Here is a 23,327-nt window from a genome sequence, read left to right on the forward strand (position 1 = left end):
GATGCGTTTGATCACTCAAGTTGTTTCCCCATTTGTCGTCGCTGCTTCGCTGGCCGCCCCGGCCCTTGCCCAAGCACCCGCCTATGATACGGCCGCCCCGATTGCCTATCTGAAGGATCTGCAGACCGGCCGCGTGCTGTTTGCCAAGAATGCCGATCAGAAAATCCCGCCCGCTTCGATGGGCAAGATGATGAGCGTCTATGTCGCCTTCAAACTGCTGAAGGCCGGCGAAGCCAATCTCAACCAGACGGTGCTGGTCCGCCCCGAAACCTGGAAGAAATGGAACAACCAGGGCAGCACGATGTTCCTGTCGGTCAATGAACAGGTCAGCGTCGAGAATTTGCTGCACGGCATCGTCACCTTGTCGGGCAATGATGCCTGCGTGGTTCTTGCCGAAGGCCTTGGTGGCACCGAAGCGAATTACGTCGCGCTGATGAACCGCGAAGCCAAGCGCCTTGGCCTGAAAAACAGCAATTTCGCGAACACCAATGGCTGGCCCGACCCGGCTGAATATGTGACCGCCCGCGACCTCGCCATCATCGCCGAAGCGACGATCCGCGACTTTCCCGATCTGTACAAGATGTTCTATGGCAAGGATAATTTCACTTGGGGCAAAACGCTGGGCGCTGGTGAAGCCATTACCCAACCCAACCGCAATCCGCTGCTCGGCAAGGTATCCGGCGCCGATGGCCTGAAAACCGGTCACACCCAGGAAGCCGGCTATGGCTTCACCGGCTCGGCGGTACAGAACGGCCGCCGGCTGGTCATGGTGGTGGCTGGCCTCGATAGCTTCAGCGGCCGGGTGTCGACCAGCGTCGATTTCATGAACTGGGGCTTCGCCGCCTGGCAGAATGTGTCGCTCGGGAAAAAGGGGCAGGTGATGGGCCAGGCCGCCATCGCCGGCGCCGCCGAACCGACCGTTGCCGCCACCGCCCCGCGCGATTTGTTCGCCACCCTGCCGCGCGGATTTGCCATGGAACGCAAGAATTTGGTTGTCGCTGTGCCCGGCCTGACCGCGCCGCTGAAGGCCGGCGCCAAGGTCGCTGATCTGGTGGTGACCATGCCCGGCCAGCAGCCCGTCAAGCTGCCGCTGGTCACGCCGGTGGCCATCGAGGAAGCCGGCATGTTCCAGCGGGCCTGGAACTGGCTGATGAGTTTCTTCGGCTGATGCCTGCTGGCCGCTTCATCACGCTGGAGGGCGGGGAGGGGAGCGGCAAGTCCACGCAAGCACGCCTGCTGGCAGAAGCGCTGCAATCCCAAGGGCATGAGGTTGTGCTGACCCGCGAACCGGGCGGCACACCGGGCGCCGAAGCCATCCGCAACCTGCTGGTAACCGGCGATCCTGACCGCTGGACTGCATGGAGCGAGGCGCTGCTGGTCGCCGCGGCGCGGGTCGATCATGTGACGCGCGTCATTCGCCCGGCCCTGGCCCGCGGCGCCACCGTGATCTGCGATCGGTTCATCGATTCCACCCGCGCCTACCAGGGCGCCGGGCGCGGACTGGCAGACAAGGCATTGCTTTCCCTACACGATTCAGCCGTTGGCCTGTGGCCTGACCTGACATTGGTGCTGCTGCTGGATGAAACCGAAGGCCTGGGGCGTGCAGCCGCCCGCAGCGATGGCGAGGCCCGCTTCGAAGCCATCGGCGGCGATTTCCACGCCCGTGTGCAACGCTTCTTCACCAATCTGCCCGCCAGCGACCCAGATCGCTGCCGCGCCATTCAGGCCAGCGGCAGCATCGAATCCGTCGCCGTGCGCATCCGGGCGGCGCTATGACCAACCTGATCGGTCATCAGTCACAAATTTCTGATTTCATGGCCGCATTTACCGGCGGCCGCCCGCACCACGCCTGGCTGCTCGCCGGCCAGCAGGGCCTGGGCAAAGCGCAATTCGCCCACGCTGCCGCCACCTGGCTGCTCGCCGGCGCGCCCGCGGGGCCGAATTTCACCGTTCCGCCAGACTGCGAAGCCGCCCGCCTGATGGCTGCGGGTTCCCACCTCGATTTCCGCCGGCTCGAACGCCTGCCCGCCAAGACCGGCAAGTTGCGCGCCGAAATCGTCATCAGCCAGATCGTCCGCCGCGACGCCAGCGATCCGCAACCGCTGCGCGAATTTCTGTCCGGCACACCGATGCTTGGCCCGCGCCGGGTAGTGATCGTCGATGCCGCGGACGACATGAACCGGAACACAGCCAATGCCTTGCTGAAAAGCCTTGAGGAACCATCGGAAGACACGGTGTTCCTGATGGTAAGCCACACGCCTGGCCGTCTGCTGCCCACCATCCGTTCGCGCTGTCGCACGCTGCGCTTTTCGCGCCTCCCCGATGCCGATGTCGCCCGGGTGCTGGCCAGCGCAAACATCGACGGCGAAGATCCCGCCCTGCTGGTCCACCTCGCCCAAGGCTGCCCCGGCCGTGCGCTCGGCCTGGCCGCAGCCGGCATCACTGCGCTGGAGCGCGATCTCGCCAACCTGGTCGGCCAACCCGTCGAACGCGCCAGCCCGGCCGCGCTGGCACTGGCGCGCAGTGTCAGCCTCAAGGGCGGGGAGGGGCGCTATACCGCATTGCTCGACCGCGCACCGGCGGTGATTGCGGCGCGCGCGCAGCAACTTGCCGGCCACGCCCGCGCCGATGCCATCACCACGTGGGAACAGGCCGCACGCCTGGCGCGCGAAGCCGTGCCGCTGCAGCTCGATCCCGGACAGGTCGCTTATGCGCTCGGCATGCATGTGGCATCGCTGGCGGCTTGAAAGCCCGGCCTTCTTGCCCCATTGCACCGCAGCATGAGCCGCCCCCGTTTCTACATCACCACCGCCATCGCCTATCCCAATGGCCGGCCACACATGGGCCATGCCTATGAAGCGATCGCCACCGATGTGATTGCCCGCTTCAAGCGGCTCGACGACCATGACGTGCGCTTCCTCACCGGCACCGACGAACACGGCCTGAAGATCGATCAGGCCGCCCGCGCAGCCAACATGGCGCCCAAGGCCTATGTCGATGATATGGTGGCACCGTTTCTGGAACTGGATCACGCGCTTGGTATCAGCTTCGATCGCTTCATCCGCACCACAGATGCCGATCACAAGGCGCTGGTGCAGGCGCTGTGGCAGCGCATGGCTGCCAATGACGATCTTTATCTTGGTCGCTACGAAGGCTGGTACTCGGTGCGCGACGAAGCCTATTACGACCAGAGCGAGCTGGTCGAAGCCACCGATGCATCCGGCGCCAAGCTCCACCTGTCCCCGCAAGGCACGCCCGTCGAATGGACCGTCGAAGAAAGCTGGTTCTTCAAGCTTTCGGCCTATCAGGATCGCCTGCTGACGCTCTACGATACCCAGCCCGAGTTCATCCAGCCCAGCAGCCGTTTCAACGAGATGCGCAGCTTTGTTGCCGGCGGACTTTCAGATCTGTCGGTCAGCCGAACCAGCTTTTCGTGGGGTATCCCGGTGCCCGGCGATGAGCGCCATGTCATGTATGTCTGGCTCGATGCGCTCGCCAATTACCTGACCGGCGCCGGCGGCCTCGATGGTGAATGGTGGCCGGCCGACCTGCACATCGTCGGCAAGGACGTCGTGCGCTTCCACACCGTCTATTGGCCGGCATTTCTGATGTCTGCCGGCATATCATTGCCCAAGACGGTATTCGGCCACGGCTTCCTGCTCAACCGCGGCGAGAAAATGTCCAAATCGCTGGGCAATGTCGTCGATCCCGCCGAAATGGCCATCCGCTTCGGTGTCGATCGCCTGCGCTGGTTCCTGTGCCGCGAAGTCGCCTTTGGCGAAGACGGCAGCTACAGCGATGAAGCCATTGTCGAGCGGACCAATGCCGATCTGGCCAATGGCATCGGCAATCTGGCGCAGCGCAGCCTGTCGATGGTGGCCAAGAATCTGGGCGGTGTCATGCCGGTGCGCGGTGACGCCGGCGAAAGCGAAATCCGCCTGAAAGACGCGTTCCTGGCCGGCGCCGAAGCCTATTTTGCCCACATGAACGCGCTGGCCCTGCACAAGGCGCTGGATAGCCTGATGGCCATGGTCGCCGCCGCCAACGGCTATTTTGCCGAAAATGCGCCCTGGGCACTGGCCAAGACCGATACCGCGCGCATGGCCGAAGTGCTTGCCGCCACGCTGGATGCCACGCGCCGCATCGTCATGCTGGCGCAGCCGTTCATGCCGGAAAGCTGCGCCCGGCTGCTCGATCAACTTGGCGTGGCAGAAGACGCTCGCGATTTCAAGGCGTTCAACACGCCTGTTGCAACTGGTACGGAACTGCCAGCCCCCGCTGGGGTCTTCCCGCGCATCACGCTGGACGGCTGAGCCATGCTCCCCTTTACCCTCGTCGACAGCCACTGCCACCTCAACTACGCCAGCCTGGGTGACGATGTGCCCGGCGTGCTGGCCCGCGCGCGCGCGGCGGGGGTTGGCGGTTTTCTGGCGATTTCCTGCCGGCAGAATGAGTGGAACGGCGTCATCGCACTGGCCGACACCCACGACGGCGTCTGGGCCACCGTCGGCATCCACCCGCACGAAGCCGACGAACATCCGGACACCGACGCCGCTACCCTGATCGCCGCAGCCCAGCATCCGCGCGTTATCGGCATTGGCGAGACCGGCCTCGATTACTATTATGACAAGTCCGACCGTGACCGGCAAAAGGCCAGCTTCCGCAGCCACATCATCGCCGCGCGCGCCACGGGCCTGCCGCTGATCGTCCACACCCGCGATGCCGAAGCCGATACGCTGGCGTTGCTGAAGGAGCCGGGTGAGGGGGTCCTGAACGGCGTCATCCACTGCTTCACCGCCAGCCAGGCCTTTGCCGATGAAGCTCTTGCGCAGGGGTTCTACATTTCGCTGTCCGGCATCGTCACCTTCAAGAATGCCCGCGATCTCGCCGAAACTGCCAAGACCATCCCCACCGACCGCCTGCTGGTGGAAACGGACTCGCCCTATCTGGCGCCGGTGCCGATGCGCGGCAAAACCTGCGAGCCGGCCTTCGTGGCCCACACCGCGCGCTTCCTCGCCACCCTCCGGGGTGTGAGCGAAGCTGAACTGGCTGCCACCACCACGGCCAATTTCCACGCGTTGTTCACGAAAGCCGCATGAAGATCACGATCCTCGGCTGCGGCACCTCGTCCGGCGTGCCGCGCCTCGGCGGGCTCGATGGCGCCGGCAATTGGGGCCTGTGCGATCCCGCCAACCCGAAAAACCGCCGCCGCCGCGTGTCGGTGCTGGTGGAGGCGGCCGGGCAACGCGTGCTGATCGATTGCGGCCCGGATTGCCGCGAACAATTGCTGAGCGCCCGCGTCGCGCACCTGGACGCGGTGGTCATCACCCATGATCATGCCGACCACGCGCACGGCATCGATGATCTGCGCCAGGTGTTCCATGCGATGCGCCGCCCGGTGCCCGTGCACGCCAGCGCCGCGACTCTGGCCGTGCTGACCCGGCGCTTCGATTATGTGTTCGCAGGGGCCGTTGGCTATCCGGCGACGTGTCAGGCGCATGTGTTCGACGCGCCGGTTCAGCTCGGCGACCTGACCATAACGCCTTTTCCGCAACTGCATGGCGACATCGAATCCACTGGGGTACGCTTCGATTGCGCTGGCAAGAGCGCGGCCTATTCCACTGATGTCAAAGGCTTCGATGATCGTGCCGAGGCGGCGCTTACCGGCCTTGATCTGTGGGTCGTCGACGCCCTGCGCCGCGAACCGCACCCGACACACAGTCATCTTGAACAGACGCTGCAATGGATCAACCGCTGGCAGCCGGGCAGGGCGCTGCTCACCCACATGGACCAGACGATGGACTATGAAACGCTCAGCGCCGAACTGTCGGCCGGCGTCGCCCCCGCCTATGATGGGCAGACTGTCGCGCTATAGCGCCAGTATCGCAAAACCAAGCGCTGCGACCAGGCTGGTCATGCTGGCGATGCCGCCGACAATCAGCGGCTTCGGCCCGGTGCGCAATATCTCGCCAAGCGGTGAACGGATGGCCGTGGCCGCCACCGAAATCGCCAGCATCCAACTTGAAAGTTCGGCGGTGAAATCCGTCACTTGCGCCGGAATGATGCCGGTGGAATTGATGCCCGCCACCACGAAGAACCCCACCACAAACCACGGCAGCAACGGCGCCACCCGCTTGCCACCGCTGATCTTCAGCGGCGCCGGAAACGCCAGCGCCACCAATGCCAGCACCGGCGCCAGCAGGGCCACGCGCGCCAGTTTCACGATTGTCGCGGTCTCGCCAGCCGCCGGCGAAAAGGCATAGCCGGCGCCAAGTGTCTGCGCGACATCATGAATCGAGGCGCCAAGCACAAATCCGGCCTGCACATCAGACAGCCCGAACAGCTCACAGATCGCCGGATACAGCACCAGCGCCGCGCTGCTCATCGCCGACGTGCCGACCAGCACCAGCGTCAGTTCGGCCTGGCGCACCCGGCGTTCCGACAAGGTCGCCGAAATCGCCATCGCCGCAGACGCGCCGCAAATCGCCACCGCACCGCCGGACAAGGTGCCGAACGCCGCACCAAGCTTCAACGCCCGCGCCGTCAGCACGCCGGCGCCAACCGTCAACCCGACGATCGCCACCACCGCCAGCAACGAGAACGGCCCCAGTGCCACGATCTGCGACAGGGTGATGCGCACACCCACCAGCACGATCGCCCAGCGGAGCAGTTCGCGGCTCGCCAGCGCCAGGCCGGGGGTCAATCGCGCATCGGCCGACAGGAAATTCATCGCCAACCCAACCAGCAGCGCCAGCAGCGTTAGCGGTGCGCCGTAGCGATCCGCCAGCGATGCCGCTGCCAAGGTCGCCAGCAACGCCACCAGCAGCCCGGGCACATAATCGCGCCAGCCGGTTGATGCGGTGCGCTCGATATCGCCAAACAGATCGGCCGCCTGCGGCAGTTGGGATGGTGGCAGCGGGGCGTCCATGGCTTTGGTTAGGCGAGCCCCGCGATTCCGCCAAGGGTGATCGCATAATTATACATAATATATATTATCGACATTATTCCCAACCGTATCAGCTTGCCAACCCGCCTCCCAATCGTCCACCAAATGCCCAACATGTCCCGGGGATTCCACATGCGCAGCCTCACCGTCCAGAATGGCAATATCGCCCTGAATGTCATGATCGCCGGCCCGGATAAAAGCGACGATCTGCCGATCCTGTGCGTCCACGGCTGGCCGGAGCTGTCACATAGTTGGCGCCACCAACTTGCGCATTTTGCCAAGGCTGGCCGCACCATCGCCGCCATGGACGTGCGCGGCTATGGCGCCAGCGACAAGCCGCACGCCATTGCCGATTACACACTGGCCGCGCTGGCATCCGATGTCGCTGCCGTGATCGATGCGCTGGGCGGCCGCGCCATATTGTTCGGCCATGATTGGGGCGCGCCGATCGTGTGGAACACTGCGCTGCGCCACCCCGATCATGTCGCCGCCGTCGCCGGTCTCAGCGTGCCGTTCACGCCTTGGGGCGATACCCGCTTTCTGGATGTGATGCGCGCGATGCATGCCGGCAAATTCTTCTATCAATTCTATTTTCAGGCCGAAGGCGTGGCGGAGGGCGAACTGGCCGCCGATCCCGATGCACTCCTTAAAATCTACCACGCGCTGTCGGGTGACGCACCCTACCCCGGTTTCGGCCGCAAGGGCCCAGACGCAACTCTGCTGGACGGCGTCCCCCTGCCCAATCCGCTGCCCGCCTGGCTGCAACCGCACGATCTGGCCGTGTACCAGCAAGCCTTCGCCGCCGGTGGCTGGCGCGGTCCGCTCAACCGTTATCGCGCGCAGGATCTTGATTTCGATCAAGCCATCCCCCTGCGTGGCCAGCACATCGTCCAGCCCGCAGCCTTTATCGCCGGCACCCGCGATCCGGTGCGCTATTTCGCGCCGGGCATGGATTTGTTCGCCACGGCTGGCGCCGGCTGCGATGATTTCCGCGGGACGACCCTGATCGAAGGCGCCGGCCATTGGGTGCAGCAGGAAGCGCCCGGCGCCACCAACGACGCGCTCTCCGCCTTCGTGGCCGGCCTGTGAGCGCGCTCTCGCTCGACCGCCTTGCCGGCATCATGGCGCGCCTGCGCGATCCGACGGCTGGCTGTCCCTGGGATCTCGCCCAGGATTTCGACACGATCGCGCCCTACACCATCGAAGAAGCCTATGAAGTCGCCGAAGCCATTGCGTCGCGCGACATGGCCGAGCTGAAAAAGGAGCTCGGCGATCTGTTGTTCCAGGTCGTCTTCCACAGCCGGCTCGCAGAGGAAGCCGGGCATTTCGGCCTCGCCGATGTGGTGACGGCGCTGTGCGAGAAAATGGAACGCCGCCACCCCCACATCTTCGGCGACGGCCAGCGCGCCGCCGATGCCGATGCGCAGAAAGGCGAATGGGAACGCATCAAGGCCGCCGAGCGCGCTGCCGCGGGCGCCCCCGACAAGCCGGTGTCGGCCCTTGATGGCGTGGCAACCACCTTGCCCGCCTTGATGCGCGCCGAAAAACTTCAGGCCCGCGCTGCCCGCGTCGGCTTTGAGTGGCCAGACATCGCCGGCGTCCGCGCCAAGCTCGATGAGGAACTCGCCGAATTCGATGCCGCCACCGATGACGCGCATCGCGCCGAGGAATTTGGCGACGTGCTGTTCGTGCTCGCCAATCTGGCGCGGCGCCACGGCATCGACCCGGAAACCGCGTTGCGCGCCGGCAATGCCAAATTCGAACGGCGTTTCAAGGCGATGGAAGCACTGGCCGGGCCGGCTTTCTCGTCGCTGAGCATCGACCAACAGGAAAAATATTGGCAACGCGTCAAGGCAGCGGAGCGCGGATCAGCCTGAGCGCAAGGCCACGCAGCGGTCGCGGCCGGCAAGGTCGCAATGCAGTGTTGCCGCAAGTCCATGCCCGGCTGCCAGCGCCAGCAGCGCCGGTCCCTGGCGATGGCCGATTTCCAGCACGGCCAATCCATCATTAGTCATCAAACCTGCCAATTGCGGCAGGATACGGCGATAATCATCCAGCCCGTCGGCGCCGGCAAACAACGCGGCTGCAGGTTCATGGTCGCGGACTTCGTCCGACAGCGCTTCGCTGGTGCCAATATAGGGCGGGTTGCACAGGATCAGATCGAAGCGTTCTTCCAATCCCTGCCCCCAATCGCCAAGGCGAAACGCCGCCCGCGCCGCCATGCCGGTGCGGTCCGCATTGGCCTGCGCCACGGCCAGCGCCGCCGCACTGGCATCGATGCCAAGGCCGGTTGCGTTGGTCCATTCGCTTAGCGCTGCCAGCAACAGCGCGGCGGAACCCGTGCCCAGGTCGAGGATGCGCGTCGGCGGCCGGTCACACAGGCGCAGCGCCACCTCGATCAACGTCTCGCTATCCGGCCGCGGGATCAGCACATCGGGCGTGACGATGAGATCGAGCGACCAGAATTCGCGGCTGCCGACAATGTGGGCCACGGGTTCACCGGCAGCGCGGCGTTTGACCATGGTTTCATAAACTTGTGGGTCGATGCTGCGTTGTTGGTTCAACAACAGATCGCCGCGCGTGCAGCCCATCGCGTGCGCAAGCAGCACTTCGGCATCCAGCCGCGCTGTCTCCCCGCCAATGCGCGCTGCCGCGGCGTTGAGCAGATCGATGATGCGGGTCACAAACTCGCCAACCGCGCAGCCTCATCCTCCGCAATCAGCGCGCCCACCACATCATCGAGCGCGCCTTCCATGATTTCGGGCAGGCGGTGCAGGGTCAGATTGATGCGATGGTCGGTCACGCGGCCTTGCGGGAAATTATAGGTGCGGATGCGCTCCGAACGGTCGCCGCTGCCCACCATCGCCTTGCGGTCGGCGCTGCGGGTGCTGGCCAGGCGCTCGCGTTCGGCGTCGAACAACTTGGTGCGCAGCAATTTCATGGCCTTCGCCTTGTTCTTGTGCTGGCTGCGTTCGTCCTGCACCGCCACCACCACGCCGCTGGGGATATGGGTGATGCGCACCGCGCTGTCGGTGGTGTTGACATGCTGGCCGCCCGATCCCGACGCGCGATAGACATCGATGCGCAAATCCCGCTCGTCGATGGCGACATCGACATCCTCGGCTTCGGGCAGCACCGCCACCGTCGCCGCGCTGGTGTGAATGCGCCCGCCGGCCTCGGTCGCCGGCACCCGCTGTACCCGGTGCACGCCGCTTTCGAACTTCAGCCGCGCAAATACCCCGGCGCCAGCAACGCTGGCGACAATTTCCTTGAATCCGCCCAGATCGGAGACATTCGCCGAGATGATTTCCCAGCGCCAGCCGTGGTTTGCCGCATAACGTTCATACATGCGCGCAAGATCGCCGGCAAACAGCGCCGCCTCATCCCCGCCGGTCCCCGCCCGGATTTCCAGCACCGCGGATCGTTCATCGGCCGCATCGCGCGGCAGCAGTTGCAGCGCCAGCGCGCGCTCTGCGGCCGGCAGGCGTTCCATGATGCTGGCCAGTTCCTCCTGGGCCATCTCGTGCATCTCATCACTGGCCGGAATGGCGCGCAACTGCTCGGCCTCAGCCAGCAGCGCCCGCCACGCTGCCGCAGCCGTCACCAGCGGTGTCAACTCGGCATAATCCTTGGACAGCGCCACGAACTGCTCCGCCGGCAGCGCCGGATTGCCCATATCGTTCGCCACCTGGGCATGGCGGCGCTCGATCTGGGCGATACGCTCGATCGGCAGGGTCATGGTTGCGGAGTCACCCTTTCAACCCGCCGCTTGCCAATCGCGCGCAAATGGCGGTGACCGCTTCGGCCTGGCTGACAACGACTTGCTCACCGCTGCCCAGATCGCGCACCGTCATGGTGCCCGCCGCCACCTCATCGCTGCCGATCAACACAGCCAGACGCGCGCCGGATTTGCCGGCCCGCTCCATCTTCTTCTTCAGATTGCCGCGCCAGCCCTGCTCGGCCGCAACGCCGGCCCGCCGCAAATCGTTGAGCAACGACAAGGCCGGTGCTTCGGACTCTGCGCCGACACCAACCACCGCGACAGCAACACTTGGCAACGCCGGCTCCGCCACCAACATCGCCAACCGCTCGATCCCCGCCGCCCAACCGACCGCCGGCGTGTCCGGCCCGCCCATATGGCCGATCAGGCCATCATAACGCCCGCCGCCCAGCACCGTACCCTGCGCCCCCAGATTTTCGGTGATGAATTCGAACACGCTGTGCCGATAATAATCCAGCCCACGCACCAGCCGCGCATTGCGCTGCCAAGCGATCCCACTCGCCTGCAAACCTTTGCGCAGGCTCTCGAAAAACGCGCCGGCCTCGACGGTGAAATATTCATCGATCTGCGGCGCACCCGCCACCAGCGCAGCATCGCCGGCGTCCTTGCTGTCCAGAATCCGCAGCGGATTGGCGTCCAGCCGGCGCTGGCTGTCCTCGCTCAGATCGCCGCGATGTGCGGCAAAATACGCCGCGACCGCCGCGCTCCAGGCGCTCCGCGTTTCCGGATCGCCCATGCTGTTCAGCGTCAGCACGATCTGGTCAGCGATGCCCAGTTCGCTCAGCAATTGCTGCCCCAGCGCGATCACTTCCACATCCGCCGCTGGCTCGGCCGCGCCCAAAATCTCCGCATCCAGTTGGTGGAACTGCCGAAACCGGCCCTTCTGCGGGCGCTCATAGCGGAACAGCGGCCCCCAGGTGGCCAGCTTCAACGGCGCGAACTGCTGCCAGCCATTCTCGATGAACGCGCGCGCGATGCCGGCGGTGAATTCCGGACGCAGACACATCGAATCGCCGCCACGGTCCTGAAACTCATACATTTCCTTGGACACGACATCCGTTGTCTCCCCCAGCGAGCGCGCGAACACGGCTGTGCTCTCGAACACCGGCACTTCCACCCGGCCAAAGCCGTAAAGCTGCCGCACCCGGTTGAACGTCGCGATCACATGATCGAAGCGGGCTGCAGCCTCGCCGATCATGTCTTGCGTACCCCGAGGCTTCTGGGGCGGTTTCTGGGGGGCCTTGCTCATGGTGGCGGCAATAAGCTGTGGCTGGGCACAGCGCAACGGGTGCGCTTGGTGGGATTGGCAAACCCGCACAACCCGCGCTAACCAACCCCTATGCGCACGCTCCTGCTCCTCGCCGCCGCCCTCATCGCCGCCCCTGCCCTCGCCCAGCGGTCGATGCCGCAACCGCTGCCCATCGTGGACGAAGTCCCCGCCGCGCGCGACACGCCCTTCCCCGGCGCCCTCACGCTTCACGTGGACGCCGCCGACACAGCTCGCGGCGTCTTCAAGGTGACCGAAACCATCCCCGTTCCGCCGGCGCTGGCCGGCAAGCGCATGGCGCTGCTGTTCCCGAAATGGCTGCCCGGCAAGCACGCGCCGCGCGGCGAGATCGAGAAAGTCGCCGGCCTGGAAATCCGCTCGGGCGGCACCCTATTGCAATGGCAGCGCGACCCGCTCGATATGTATGCCTTCTGGGTGAACGTCCCCGCCGGCGCCACCGCGCTGGATGTGAAGTTCGATTTCCTGTCCGCCACCGATGACCCGCAGGGGCGCATCGTCGTCACCGCCGACATGATGAACCTGCAACCAAACAGCGTCTCGATCTACCCGGCTGGCTGGTACACACGGCAGATTCCGGTCAACCTGTCGGTCACCTGGCCCGAAGGTTGGACGGCGGCCGGTGCCATGCGGGAGGCTGCGCGCAGCGGCAACCGCATCACCTATGCCACCATCGATTACGAAGCGATGGTGGACAGCCCGTTCTTCGCCGGCCGCCATTTTGCCAAATGGGATCTGGGCCAGAATGTCACGATGAATGTCGTTGCCGATGATGCCCGCTTCCTGAAGGCGACGCCCGATCAGATCGACAAGCACCGCAATCTGGTGACGCAGGCCGTCAAGCTGTTCGGCACCCGCCAGTTCGACCATTATGATCTGCTGGTCAGCCTCACCGACAAGATGGGCGGCATCGGGCTGGAACATCACCGTTCATCGGAAAACGGCGTCAATCCCGGCTATTTCACCGATTGGGACAGGGGCCCCGGCCGCCGCAATCTGCTGCCGCACGAATTCACCCATAGCTGGAACGGCAAGCACCGCCGCGGCGCCGATCTGGTCACCCCGGATTTCCGCACGCCGATGCGCAATTCGATGCTGTGGGTGTATGAAGGCCAGACGCAGTTCTGGGGTTATGTGCTGCAGGCGCGTTCGGGCCTGGTCGCGCCGGACGTGACCATCGATCAGATCGCGCTGATTGCCGCCACGCTCGACAACCGCCCGGCGCGCGGCTGGCGCAGCCTGGATGATACCACCAACGATCCGGTGATGACGCCGCGCCTGCCCAAGGGCTGGCTCAGCTACCAACGCAGCGAGGATTATTATGCCGAAGGCATGCTGATCTGGCTGGAGGCCGATGGCATCATCCGGCGCGAAAGCGGCGGCAAGCGCAGCCTGGATGATTTCGCGCGGAGTTTCTTCGGCACCGGCGACGGCGATTGGGGGGTGAAACCCTATACCATGGCCAGCCTGGTCGCCGATCTGAACGCCGTGCAGCCTTATGATTGGGCCGGCTTGCTGCAGCGCCGCCTGACCGAAAAGGCCGATGGTGCCCCATTGAGGGGCCTGGAATATCTCGGCTGGAAACTGATCTATACCGAAAAGTCGACCGCCGCCTTCATCGATGCCACCGCCCGCACGCTGAATCTGGCCTTTTCGGGCGGGCTGGTGATCGGCCCTGCCGGCAAGGTGAGCCAGGTGATCTGGGCGACGCCGGCTTTCGATGCCGGGCTGGCGGTGGGCGATGTGCTGCTGGCGGTGAATGAAATACCCTACAGCGATGATGCGATGCGGGCCGCCATCACCACCGCCAGGGACACGAAACAGCCGATCAAGCTGACCGTGAAGACCGCCGACCGCATCCACAACGTCGATCTGGCCTGGAGCGGCGGCCTGCGTTATCCGCGGCTGGAGCGGCTCGGCAAGGGCGAGACCGGCCTCGAAAAACTGCTGGCGCCGCGCAAATAGTGGTCAGCCGATCGCCTTCAGCCCGACGATGCAGCCGACCAGGCCGATCAACAGCAGGCCGCGGGCGATGCTGATCGGCTCGGCGTAAAAGGCGACGCCGATGATCACCGTTGCCGTCGCGCCAATGCCGGCCCACACTGCATAGGCCGTGCCCATCGGGATGTGACGCCCGGCCAGCGCCAGCAGCCCCATGGAAGCCGTTACTGCCACGATGAACGCCGCCAATGCCCACAGATTGCGGCCGCCATCGATATGGCGCAGCGCGGTGGTGAAGCCGGCTTCGCACAACCCGCCACCCAGCAGCGCCAACCACGGCCAGATCATTGTCATATTCAACCCTTTCAGGTGTAATTCGGGCATGGACTATTGCGCGCCAGCCCCTTAACTCGCGACCAGATCAACAGGAGAACCATCCCTCATGCGTATCGATGCAATTCCGATTGGCGTCGCCCCGCCGCACGATGTCAATGTCGTGATCGAATGCCCGCTGGGTGGGGAACCGGTCAAATATGAACTGGACAAGGCGTCGGGCGCGCTGTTTGTTGATCGCATCCTGCATACGCCGATGCGCTATCCGTGCAATTATGGCTTCATTCCGCACACGCTGGCCGATGATGGCGATCCCATCGACGCGCTGATCGTGGCGCGGACGCCGTTCATGCCCGGCTCCATCGCCCGTGTGCGCCCGGTGGGCGTGCTGATGATGGAAGATGATGGCGGCGGCGATGCCAAGCTGATCTGCGTATCCGTCAACAAGGTTTACCCTTATTATTCGGATGTGGCGGAATATACCGATCTGCCCAAGATCGTGCTCGACCAGATCGAGCATTTCTTCACTCACTACAAGGATCTGGAACCCGGCAAATGGGTGAAGTGCCAGGGCTTTGAAGGCAAGGCCACCGCAGAGCGTCTGATCCTGGAATCGATCGATCGGTACAACGCCGAAAAGGACGGCCGCCTGCTGGTAGAGCCGAAGCTGCACCCCGGCGCCCCGCGCGGCTGAGCTGTTCCCCTCTCCCCTTGCGGGTGAGGGCGGACTCGGGCAGCAAACCGGGTGAGGGGAACTTGGGGAAGACCACCCTCACCCTTCCATCGTGACGCGCTGGCCCCCGCCCTCTCCCGCAAGAATAGAGAATTTACTGCCCCGCCAGCACCGACAACGCCGCGCCCTCGACGCGCATCGCCGTCCACTCGTTCATGGGCTTGGCGCCCAGCGCTTCGTAGAATCCGATCGCCGGCGTGTTCCAATCAAGCACGCTCCATTCGAACCGGCCACAGCCACGCGCCACTGCGATCCGTGCCAGTTCACGCAGCAACGCCTTGCCCAACCCCTGCCCGCGCGCCACCGGCATCACGAACAGATCCTCCAGATAAATCCCGGCCTTGCCGGTCCAGGTCGAAAAATTGGTGAAGAACAGTGCCAGCGCCACCGCTTCGCCGCCCATCTCTGCCAGCAAACATTCGGCCACCGGGCGCGCACCGAACAGCGCGGCGTGCAGATCGGCGTGCGTCGCCTTCACCGCATCCGGCTCTTTTTCATAAATCGCCAGTTCAACGATCAGGCGGTGAATGGCCGGAATGTCAGCGCGTGTTGCCGGCCGGATCATGCCGCGCGCCGGCTGCGCAGCACCAGGCCCGCGCCGGCCAGCATCCATGCCAGCACCAGCGCCACCACGGCGCGCTGCCAGTTTCCATCGATCAGCCAGACCAGCGCCGCCATCTTTGCCAGCCCCACACCGGCCCACGCCGCAACAAACAGCATCTGCCTCACAACAGGCGCCCCATCGCGCGAAACACCCACATTACGCCGAAAAACGCCAGCGCCACCGACGGCACCGCAAACAACCAATAGCGCCCGCCACGATCGACCCGATCCGGCAACCACAGCCGCTTCAACAGAAACGCCAGTGCCGCCGGACCGGTCAGCGCCGCGATCCAGGTGATCCGTTCGGCATCAAAGCCCAGGTTGATCGCCTCGATCAACACCACAGCCGCGCCGATGCCGAAACACCAGGTTCCCACCGCAAAGCCATAGGCAACGGCCTGCTGGCGCACCGGCTCTTCCACCCGGCGCGGGCGTGGAGGACCGCCGTGCATTACGGAAACACGCGCATCGCAGCTTACTCGGCGGCGACAGCAGCCGCAGCGGCAGCGTTGAACGCGTCGATCTCGGCGGCCTTGGCCTCCACCAGCTTGACGATATGCTCCAGCATCTGCTCGCTGTCGATCACGTGATCGGAAATGCCGTTCAGGAACACCGCGTGCCGGCCATTGCCGCCGCCGGTCAGGCCGATATCGGTTTCACGTGCTTCGCCCGGCCCATTCACGACACAGCCCAGCACCGAAAGCGACAGCGGCGTGGTGATATGCGCCAGCCGCGTTTCCAACGCCTCAACGGTGCGCACCACATCGAAACCCTGGCGCGCGCACGACGGGCACGACACCACCCGCACACCGCGGGCGCGGATGCCGAGCGATTTCAGGATATGATAGCCAACCTTCACTTCCTCCACCGGATCGGCGGACAGCGACACCCGGATGGTATCGCCCACCCCGGCCCACAGCAACATGCCCAACCCGATGGAGGATTTCACCGTGCCGCCGATCAGCCCGCCAGCTTCGGTAATGCCCAGATGCAGCGGATAATCGCACACTTCGGCCAGACCGTTGTAGGCCGCGACCGCCAGGAACACGTCGCTGGCCTTCACGCTGATCTTGAACTCGTGGAAATCCTCGTCCTGCAGATATTTCATATGCTCCAGCGCGCTTTCCACCAGCGCTTCCGGGCAGGGCTCACCATATTTTTCCAGCAGATGCTTTTCCAGGCTACCGGCATTCACGCCGATGCGGATCGCGCAGCCATTGGCCTTGGCGGCGTTCACCACTTCACGGATACGGCTGCGGCTGCCGATATTGCCCGGATTGATGCGCAGGCAGGCAGCACCGGCATCGGCGGCTTCCAGCGCGCGTTTGTAATGGAAATGGATGTCGGCAACGATCGGCACGCGCGCGGCGCGGGTGATCTTGCCAAAGGCGGCGGTGGCTTCCTTGGTCGGGCAACTCACGCGGATAATGTCGGCGCCCACCTCTTCGCAGGCGCGGATCTGGTCGATCGTCGCGGCGGCGTCTTCGGTGGGGGTGTTGGTCATGGTCTGCACGGCGATCGGCGCATCGCCGCCCACCGGCACCTTGCCCACCATGATCTGCCGGCTCTTGCGACGGGTGATATCGCGCCACGGACGCACGCTCATGCCTTTTGGCTCCTGCAACTTTCGCGCCCTGCCCGGCGGCTTTTTGATGCCCTGCCCGATAGCACAGGGGTGCATCCATGCAAGACGCGGCCTATCATCGCCGTCATGTCCGCAGCGCCCAAACCCGTCTCCATTCAGGCCGCAACTGTCATCCTCGCCCGGGCAGGCCCCGCCGGCGTGCCGGAATTTCTGCTGGTGCAGCGCGGCGAAAATCTGGCCTTCGCTGGCGGCGCGCTGGTGTTTCCCGGCGGGCGGGTGGATGCGGCCGATATCGGCATCGCCCGCGATCCCGCTCTGGCAACGGGTTTTGCAGGCCTCGATGATCTTGATGCTGCCGCCCGCGTGACCTGCGCCCGTGAAGCGCTGGAGGAAACCGGCGTGCTGCTCACCGAAGGGCCGCTGCCCGAACCCGTCGCGCTGGCCAATGCCCGGCAGGCGCTGGCCAGCGGACCGGATGCTGCCGAAGCCGCCACCTTCGCCTCCATGCTCGGCGCCATGGCCCACAAAGTTGACGCGGCGCGCTTCATCCCGTTTGCCCGTTGGGAACCGCCGTCCGCTGCGGCCATCGTCCGCCGCTTCGATACGCGCTTTTACCTTGCCGATGCCGGCCGCTCCGCCAGCGCCGACATCGCGCCAGATGGCTTCGAAGCCAAGGCGCTGCGCTGGACCACCGCCGCACAGGCGCTGGCCGATTATGATGCCGGCCTTGCCGCAATGGTGTTCCCGACCTGGTGCAACATGCACAGGCTGGCGCAATATCAAACGATTGCGGCGCTGTTCGCTGCCGTTACCGCTCTGCCCGCCCCCTATGTGCAGCCGGCGTTCGAGATAGTGGATGGTGAACAATGGCTGACCATCCCGGAGGGCCTGGATTATCCCGTGACCCGCGATCGCGTGGCGGCCTTGCGCCGCGAATGAAACCGGCGGGGGATTGCAGCGGTTGGTTACGTTGCTACGCTGATGCGTTGCCGATGGAGATTGTCATGCGCCTGTTTGCTGCCGCGTTGCTTGCCCTGTTCGCTGCGCCCGCAATGGCCCAGGAACCACCAGCCACTGCCCCTCAACCCGCGCAATCCGCTGCCGGCCAACGCCTGATGGCCGCCGATGCCAACAAGGACGGCAAATGGAGCAAGGACGAATGGCTGGCCGCCGGCCGCCGCGAAATGGGCTTCAACCTGCTCGATGCCGACAAGGATGGCTTCGTCACCCGCCCCGAACTGGCGGAAGGGATGAAGCGCATGCGCGCGATGGGGATGTCACCGCCTTCGGAGTGACCGCAGGGGCGCGATTGGACGCCTGCACCACCATTACCGCGTCACCCCGCACTTGATGCGGGGCTTGGCTTTCTTTCTTGTCAAACAAACAGCCAGATCGGCGCGGCCGGCGGCAAAGCCGCCGAGTCCGCTAAGATCATCGAAAAGCAGGAAAGGCAGAAAGTGCGCGGCAAAGCCGCGCCGTCGAAGCTGTGCGCCTGGCCTGCGGGCCAGGCGCCAGCCCGTCCGGGCACTGCGCCGAGTCCGGCACGATCGCGATGCGATCGTGCCGGCCGGCTTGGCCTACGGCCTAAGCCCCCGCCCCTTCACCCCCACCTTCAACACCCGCTGCGCCATCCCGGCAAAGCGGCACAATTCGGCTCGCGTTTCCCTCGGATCGATGATCGCCTCCACCCCGAAATGTTCCGCGGTGCGGAATGGCGACCGCACCTGCTCCAACCGCGCCTTGATCGCTGCCAGATGCGCCGCAGGATCCTCCGCCGCCTCAAGCTCGGCGCGATAGGCCGCCTCCAGCCCACCCGAAATCGGCAAGCTGCCCCAATCGCCCGATGGCCAGGCCAGCCGCCACCGGAACCGGTCCGCCGGCGCATGGCCGCTGCCCGCCATGCCATAGGCCTTGCGCATCACCACGCACGCCCAAGGCACCGACGATTGATAGATTGCCGTCAAGGCCCTGGAACCCCAACGAATTGTCGCCTCTTCCTCCGCCCGGCGCCCGATCAGGAAGCCGGGATTATCAACCATCTGTATCAACGGCAGGTGGAAGGTGTCGGCCAGATCGACCATGCGTTCGACCTTGCGCGCCGTCGCCGCGGTCCACAAACCGCCAAGGCATTCCGGATTGGATGCAATCACCGCCACTGGCCAGCCATCCAGCCGGGCAAAGCCGGTCACCACGCCGGTGCCCCATTCGCGGCCGATCTCGAACCAACTGCCCTTGTCCACCACCGCCTGCACGATCGGACGCACCGGATACAGCCGGCGCGGATCCCGTGGCACGGCGCCGATCAACCAGTCATCGGCACGGTCCACCGGATCATCACACGGCGTGCGCGCCGGCAATTCGTCCACCGAAGACGGCAAATACGACAGGAACCAGCGCGTGCGCAGAAACGCCTCGGCCTCGCTGCCCACCCGGTCGTCCACCGCGCCATTGGCGGCATGGATGGATGCACCGCCAAGTTCCTCCTTGGTGCGATGCTCGCCAGCCGCGGCCACCACCGGCGGGCCGGCGACGAACATCTGCGCCGTACCCTCCACCAGCAGCGAATAATGCGCCATCACCATCCGCCCGGCGCCCAGGCCGGCGACCGGCCCCAGCCCCATCGCCACCACCGGTACGTGGGCAAGATTGGCCGTCATCAACTCCCAGCCGGGAATCTCGGGAATATAGGTGTATCCCGCCAGTTCCAGCGTGCGCACGCTGCCGCCGCCGCCGGTGCCCTCGATCATCCGGATCAGCGGCAGCCGATATTCGCTGGCCAATTGTTCGGCAGCGATCAGCTTGCGATGCAGGCTGGCATCGGCCGCGCCGCCACGCACGGTGAAATCATCGGCCGTCGCCACCACGGGACGCCCGGCAATGCTGGCATGGCCGAACAGGAAATTCGCCGGCTGAAACGCCAGCATGTCGCCATCGGCACCATATTGGGCGAATCCCGACAGTGCGCCGATCTCGTGAAAACTGCCGGGATCGACCAGCGCGGTCAGCCGTTCGCGGACATTCAGCTTGCCGTGCGCGCGCTGCCGCGCCAGCTTTTCCGGGCCACCCATCGCCTTCGCGGCCTGTTGGCGGCGGCGCAGTTCGGCAATTTCCTGTTCCCAGCTCATCTGTCACTCCCGCCGGAGACCCTGACCTGCAGCTTGACAGGGGTTGGGCGCGGCGAAAAGCCTCAATGTTGATGGTCTCTGGCCGCGATCGTCACGATCTTCGGCGGGCGATTGCCCGGATTCGACGCAACATTGTCGCATTTGGCTGGACGAATCGGCACCATGGGGCGAATCCCCCACCAGATACCATCGTTAAGACTTGTAACCTTTCCTGATTCGCGAGATAGAAGAGATTGGGTCGTTTTGGGTCGCAGGGGTCGCGGCTATGTTGATTGGGTCTCTACTGGACAAATCGGGCGCCGAAGGCGCGCCTGCGCTTGACTTTTGCCGGTCAAACAGCGCCTGTCCTACTGTGACAATACGGTCGGCGCCCGAAAGCCCGCGCAACCCGCGCGTGAAGCTGTTGACCGATGGCGAACGCGAATGTCTGCGTCTCGTCTATCAGCACATGACATCCAAGGACATCGCACGGCAGCTTGGTGTGTCCCACCATGCTGTCGACATGCGTTTGCGCAATGCCATTCGCAAGCTGGACGTGCTGAACCGCATCGAAGCTGCAAGGGCATTGATCGCCGACGAAGGCGCGTCTGAACCAGATTCAACAACAAATTCAATGCCTGCAGACTATCAATCATTGATATATCAGGCGTCGGAGCTTGAGGAAGTTGCAGCCCCGGTCACATTTGGCTCACCGGCCTCGATGCAGACCGGTGCAGCCCAACGTTCCAGCGACCCCAATCAGCTAGAACCCGGATCCCTCGCAAGGCCGCTGCACCAGTTGAAATCCAGGCCGGATGCTGGTCCATCAGGCGGCTCCCTCGCCAAGCCCGATGCACTGGCAGGCACTGTGGCCCTCGGGTCATCGCTTGCAACGGATTGGCCGGGCATTGCAGCCCCCGACCCTGGCATTGATGCCCGGCCCTTCCTGACCACGCGACCCTGGGGCGCACGAAATGATCTCGCGATCGGACACCGGCTTGGCTGGATGCTGTTCATCGCACTTGCGTCCGCAATGACGTTTGGTGGCGTGCTCGCCGCCCTCGCCGCGCTCAAGACGCTGATTTAGCACTTCCGGACGGCTGTCGTTCGGAAGAACGACCCACCCCCCGGGCGCGTTGGCGCGCCGGCTACCGAAGGATTGTGCCATGTTGAAAGAACGTCGCCTCGCCGCCAACAAGATCGCCGAGCAGCTGTTCGCTGCAGAAGCCGCCATCGATGCTGCCGTGGCTGCTGTTGCTCAACTCACCGCGGTAATGCCGCTGGCCCGCCAAGAGGCACATCTGTCTGCCTGCATCGGTCAGGACGCTCTCATGGGCGCCATGGAAACCTGCCAGCAGCTCGTGGCCGCCCGCGGCCGCATTATTGCCACCCATGCAGCGCTTCGTGAAGCGCAGACGAAGGTTGGCCTTGGTGCTGTCAACTTCAATGGCACCTGCCCGCCCGAGGAGGGTCATCTGACCGATGACGTCACCCCAGCCCGCCGCCACTTGACTGTGGCAGCCTGAGTCTACCGTCATCGACGTGAGCGGCCGGCGAAATTGCTTCGGCAATTCGTCCGGCCCTTGCGCGTTTGGGAGATTGCTATGTTCCCGATCCTTGGAATTCTTGCTCTTGGTGCGGCCTGTTACCTCGCCTTCAAATATGGCGGTTTTGATGAAAAGGCCGCCGCAGCTGCGTTTGTGATCGCCACATTGGTCTCACGACTGGTTCAGCAGAATTATTCACACACCGAAACCGGCGTGCTGGCGGTGGATTTCGTTCTGCTGGGCGGGCTCTTGGTACTGGCGCTGAAAAGTGATCGTTTCTGGCCAATGTATGCAGCCGCGTTCCAGTTTGTCGGCTCTTTGGTGCACGTTGCCAGCATGGCGGAACAGGGGGCCTACGCCTGGGCCTATGCTGTCGGGCTGGTATTCTGGTCGTACCCTGTCATGTTCGCGCTGATGGCCGGCACGTGGCTGGAAGCCCGCCATCGCCGGCTATCCGACTACTAACCCATTGTTCTAAAGCGTGCATATCAATCATTGATAGTGCCGCAACAATCGGGCCGCCCCTGCTGATTGCATGGGCGGCCCGTGTTGTTGCTGGCCCGCGACGGTCGTGTCCGTCAATGTGGTGTAATTTGGGGTGTGGCACCGGGCCGTCATCGTCAGGCGGCTTTGGGTGTAATTTGTAGCTGGGCAACCTCCTCGATCTGGGGTGTGGCGAGCGCGGTCATGCCTTCGAGTTGCATGTAGCGGCACTGGAGCTGGTATTCGTCGTTCTGCTCGAGAAGGACTGCGCCGATCAGGCGGGTGATGCTGTCCTCGTTGGGGAAGATGCCGACGACATCAGCACGGCGCTTCACCTCCTTGTTCAAGCGTTCCAACGGATTGGTGCTGTGGAGTTTGACGCGGTGCTGCTCTGGGAAGGTCATGTAGGCGAGCACGTCGTGCTCGGCGGCATCCATACAGGCGCCGAGCTTGGGCCAGCGGCCGCGGAGTTGGTCGGCGACATTGCGCCAGGTTTGGGTGGCGGCGGCATGATCGGGCTGAAGGAAGACCTGACGGATCGCGGCGGCAACAACGGTGTTCTGGCCTTTGGGCACATGCGCCAGCGCGTTCCTCATGAAGTGGACGCGGCAGCGTTGCCAGGTGGCGCCGACGACGCGGGTGATTGCTGCCTTCAGGCCTTCGTGGGCGTCGGAGATGACCAGCTTGACGCCCTTGAGGCCGCGGCGAACGAGGTCCTTGAGGAAGGTCGACCAGAACGGCTCGGCTTCGCTCGGGCCGATGTGCAAGCCGATGATCTCGCGCTTGCCCTCGGTGTTGACGGCAACCGCTATTATGGCGGCGACGCTGACAATGCGGCCGCCCTCCCGGACCTTGAGGTAGGTGGCATCAAGCCAGAGATAGGGCCATTCGCCATCGAGCGGGACTGTAAGGATTTTCGTGTGCGGGCGGGCGGTTGAACATTACGCCGCCATGGCCCTGATGAACCGCTCGCCGAAGATGACGGC

At 64.5% G+C, this 23,327-nt stretch carries 25 protein-coding genes and 1 pseudogene; 15 read left to right on the forward strand and 11 right to left on the reverse strand.

Features of this window, described 5'->3' with window-relative positions; all coding sequences use genetic code 11:
- The first annotated feature begins 1 nt into the window (after position 1).
- From ACTIEZ_RS03895 to ACTIEZ_RS03920, 6 genes are read left to right on the forward strand one after another with little or no spacing between them, the layout of a single operon-like run.
- Positions 2-1,168, forward strand: a complete 1,167-nt coding sequence (locus ACTIEZ_RS03895) for a D-alanyl-D-alanine carboxypeptidase family protein (protein ID WP_439545332.1) — start codon at positions 2-4, stop codon at positions 1,166-1,168.
- Positions 1,168-1,776: a dTMP kinase gene (tmk, locus tag ACTIEZ_RS03900; protein ID WP_439545333.1), complete on the forward strand. Its 609-nt coding sequence runs from the start codon at positions 1,168-1,170 to the stop codon at positions 1,774-1,776. The genes ACTIEZ_RS03895 and tmk overlap by 1 nt, the downstream gene beginning before the upstream one ends.
- Positions 1,773-2,747 (forward strand): DNA polymerase III subunit delta', encoded by a 975-nt coding sequence (locus tag ACTIEZ_RS03905; protein WP_439545334.1) that lies wholly within the window; start codon positions 1,773-1,775, stop codon positions 2,745-2,747. Before tmk ends, ACTIEZ_RS03905 begins: the two co-directional genes overlap by 4 nt.
- 33 nt (positions 2,748-2,780) lie before the next feature.
- Positions 2,781-4,313 (forward strand): methionine--tRNA ligase, encoded by a 1,533-nt coding sequence (metG, locus tag ACTIEZ_RS03910; protein WP_439545335.1) that lies wholly within the window; start codon positions 2,781-2,783, stop codon positions 4,311-4,313.
- Positions 4,314-4,316: 3 nt separating this feature from the next.
- Complete coding sequence (locus tag ACTIEZ_RS03915) at positions 4,317-5,099, forward strand: TatD family hydrolase (RefSeq protein ID WP_439545336.1); 783 nt, start codon at positions 4,317-4,319, stop codon at positions 5,097-5,099.
- Positions 5,096-5,875 carry an MBL fold metallo-hydrolase gene (locus ACTIEZ_RS03920; RefSeq protein ID WP_439545337.1) on the forward strand — a complete coding sequence of 260 codons (780 nt, stop codon included), beginning with the start codon at positions 5,096-5,098 and terminating at the stop codon, positions 5,873-5,875. The genes ACTIEZ_RS03915 and ACTIEZ_RS03920 overlap by 4 nt, the downstream gene beginning before the upstream one ends.
- On the opposite strand, the gene ACTIEZ_RS03925 is transcribed toward ACTIEZ_RS03920, so the two are convergent.
- Positions 5,870-6,928: a YeiH family protein gene (locus ACTIEZ_RS03925; protein ID WP_439545338.1), complete on the reverse strand. Its 1,059-nt coding sequence runs from the start codon at positions 6,926-6,928 to the stop codon at positions 5,870-5,872. The genes ACTIEZ_RS03920 and ACTIEZ_RS03925 overlap by 6 nt on opposite strands.
- A gap of 132 nt (positions 6,929-7,060) precedes the next feature.
- Here ACTIEZ_RS03925 and ACTIEZ_RS03930 point away from each other — a divergent pair, with 132 nt between their 5' ends.
- Complete coding sequence (locus ACTIEZ_RS03930) at positions 7,061-8,035, forward strand: alpha/beta fold hydrolase (RefSeq protein WP_439545339.1); 975 nt, start codon at positions 7,061-7,063, stop codon at positions 8,033-8,035.
- A complete protein-coding gene (gene mazG / locus ACTIEZ_RS03935; protein WP_439545340.1) occupies positions 8,032-8,823 on the forward strand; it encodes a nucleoside triphosphate pyrophosphohydrolase in 792 nt (263 codons plus the stop codon). Before ACTIEZ_RS03930 ends, mazG begins: the two co-directional genes overlap by 4 nt.
- Here mazG and prmC read toward each other — a convergent pair.
- Genes prmC through hisS form a run of 3 tightly spaced genes read right to left on the reverse strand, consistent with a single transcriptional unit; the run spans position 8,815 to position 11,976 of the window.
- On the reverse strand, positions 8,815-9,630 hold the full coding sequence (gene prmC, locus ACTIEZ_RS03940) for a peptide chain release factor N(5)-glutamine methyltransferase (protein WP_439545341.1): 816 nt from the start codon (positions 9,628-9,630) through the stop codon (positions 8,815-8,817). The genes mazG and prmC overlap by 9 nt on opposite strands.
- Positions 9,627-10,685 carry a peptide chain release factor 1 gene (gene prfA, locus ACTIEZ_RS03945; RefSeq protein ID WP_439545342.1) on the reverse strand — a complete coding sequence of 353 codons (1,059 nt, stop codon included), beginning with the start codon at positions 10,683-10,685 and terminating at the stop codon, positions 9,627-9,629. Before prfA ends, prmC begins: the two co-directional genes overlap by 4 nt.
- Before the next feature lie 10 nt (positions 10,686-10,695).
- A complete protein-coding gene (hisS, locus tag ACTIEZ_RS03950; protein WP_439545343.1) occupies positions 10,696-11,976 on the reverse strand; it encodes a histidine--tRNA ligase in 1,281 nt (426 codons plus the stop codon).
- Positions 11,977-12,066: 90 nt separating this feature from the next.
- Here hisS and ACTIEZ_RS03955 point away from each other — a divergent pair, with 90 nt between their 5' ends.
- Positions 12,067-13,977, forward strand: a complete 1,911-nt coding sequence (locus tag ACTIEZ_RS03955; RefSeq protein WP_439545344.1) for a M61 family metallopeptidase — start codon at positions 12,067-12,069, stop codon at positions 13,975-13,977.
- Positions 13,978-13,980: 3 nt separating this feature from the next.
- On the opposite strand, the gene ACTIEZ_RS03960 is transcribed toward ACTIEZ_RS03955, so the two are convergent.
- Positions 13,981-14,307, reverse strand: a complete 327-nt coding sequence (locus ACTIEZ_RS03960) for a DMT family transporter (protein ID WP_439545345.1) — start codon at positions 14,305-14,307, stop codon at positions 13,981-13,983.
- 88 nt (positions 14,308-14,395) lie between these two features.
- Between ACTIEZ_RS03960 and ppa the strand changes: the two genes are divergently transcribed.
- On the forward strand, positions 14,396-14,980 hold the full coding sequence (gene ppa / locus ACTIEZ_RS03965; protein WP_439545346.1) for an inorganic diphosphatase: 585 nt from the start codon (positions 14,396-14,398) through the stop codon (positions 14,978-14,980).
- A gap of 133 nt (positions 14,981-15,113) precedes the next feature.
- Here the strand turns inward: ppa and ACTIEZ_RS03970 are convergent, their stop codons facing one another.
- The 4 genes from ACTIEZ_RS03970 to ispG are packed head-to-tail and all read right to left on the reverse strand — an operon-like array spanning position 15,114 to position 17,228.
- Positions 15,114-15,584 (reverse strand): GNAT family N-acetyltransferase, encoded by a 471-nt coding sequence (locus ACTIEZ_RS03970; RefSeq protein WP_439545347.1) that lies wholly within the window; start codon positions 15,582-15,584, stop codon positions 15,114-15,116.
- Positions 15,581-15,748 carry a hypothetical protein gene (locus ACTIEZ_RS03975; protein ID WP_439545348.1) on the reverse strand — a complete coding sequence of 56 codons (168 nt, stop codon included), beginning with the start codon at positions 15,746-15,748 and terminating at the stop codon, positions 15,581-15,583. The genes ACTIEZ_RS03970 and ACTIEZ_RS03975 overlap by 4 nt, the downstream gene beginning before the upstream one ends.
- A complete protein-coding gene (locus ACTIEZ_RS03980) occupies positions 15,745-16,074 on the reverse strand; it encodes a hypothetical protein (RefSeq protein WP_439545349.1) in 330 nt (109 codons plus the stop codon). Before ACTIEZ_RS03980 ends, ACTIEZ_RS03975 begins: the two co-directional genes overlap by 4 nt.
- 23 nt (positions 16,075-16,097) lie before the next feature.
- Positions 16,098-17,228 (reverse strand): flavodoxin-dependent (E)-4-hydroxy-3-methylbut-2-enyl-diphosphate synthase, encoded by a 1,131-nt coding sequence (gene ispG, locus ACTIEZ_RS03985; RefSeq protein ID WP_439545350.1) that lies wholly within the window; start codon positions 17,226-17,228, stop codon positions 16,098-16,100.
- A 105-nt stretch (positions 17,229-17,333) separates the two neighbouring features.
- On the opposite strand from ispG, the gene ACTIEZ_RS03990 reads away from it, so the two are divergent.
- Positions 17,334-18,146 carry an NUDIX hydrolase gene (locus ACTIEZ_RS03990; protein WP_439545351.1) on the forward strand — a complete coding sequence of 271 codons (813 nt, stop codon included), beginning with the start codon at positions 17,334-17,336 and terminating at the stop codon, positions 18,144-18,146.
- 65 nt (positions 18,147-18,211) lie between these two features.
- Positions 18,212-18,502, forward strand: coding sequence for a hypothetical protein (locus ACTIEZ_RS03995; RefSeq protein WP_439545352.1), 291 nt, complete (start codon positions 18,212-18,214; stop codon positions 18,500-18,502).
- A 282-nt stretch (positions 18,503-18,784) separates the two neighbouring features.
- On the opposite strand, the gene ACTIEZ_RS04000 is transcribed toward ACTIEZ_RS03995, so the two are convergent.
- A complete protein-coding gene (locus ACTIEZ_RS04000) occupies positions 18,785-20,332 on the reverse strand; it encodes an acyl-CoA carboxylase subunit beta (protein WP_439545353.1) in 1,548 nt (515 codons plus the stop codon).
- 394 nt (positions 20,333-20,726) lie between these two features.
- Here ACTIEZ_RS04000 and ACTIEZ_RS04005 point away from each other — a divergent pair, with 394 nt between their 5' ends.
- From ACTIEZ_RS04005 to ACTIEZ_RS04015, 3 genes are all read left to right on the forward strand, one after another.
- Complete coding sequence (locus ACTIEZ_RS04005) at positions 20,727-21,398, forward strand: response regulator transcription factor (protein ID WP_439545354.1); 672 nt, start codon at positions 20,727-20,729, stop codon at positions 21,396-21,398.
- 79 nt (positions 21,399-21,477) lie between these two features.
- The gene (locus ACTIEZ_RS04010; protein WP_439545355.1) at positions 21,478-21,837 is read left to right on the forward strand and encodes a hypothetical protein; all 360 of its coding nucleotides are present in this window, start codon (positions 21,478-21,480) and stop codon (positions 21,835-21,837) included.
- Positions 21,838-21,915: 78 nt separating this feature from the next.
- Entirely contained in the window at positions 21,916-22,323 is a 408-nt protein-coding gene (locus ACTIEZ_RS04015) for a hypothetical protein (protein ID WP_439545356.1), read from the forward strand.
- 155 nt (positions 22,324-22,478) lie between these two features.
- Here ACTIEZ_RS04015 and ACTIEZ_RS04020 read toward each other — a convergent pair.
- Positions 22,479-23,243, reverse strand: a pseudogene (locus tag ACTIEZ_RS04020) (IS256 family transposase); the annotation flags it as partial.
- Positions 23,244-23,327 lie beyond the last annotated feature (84 nt).

The sequence above is a fragment of the Sandarakinorhabdus sp. genome (assembly GCF_051860625.1).
GTDB lineage: Bacteria > Pseudomonadota > Alphaproteobacteria > Sphingomonadales > Sphingomonadaceae > Sandarakinorhabdus.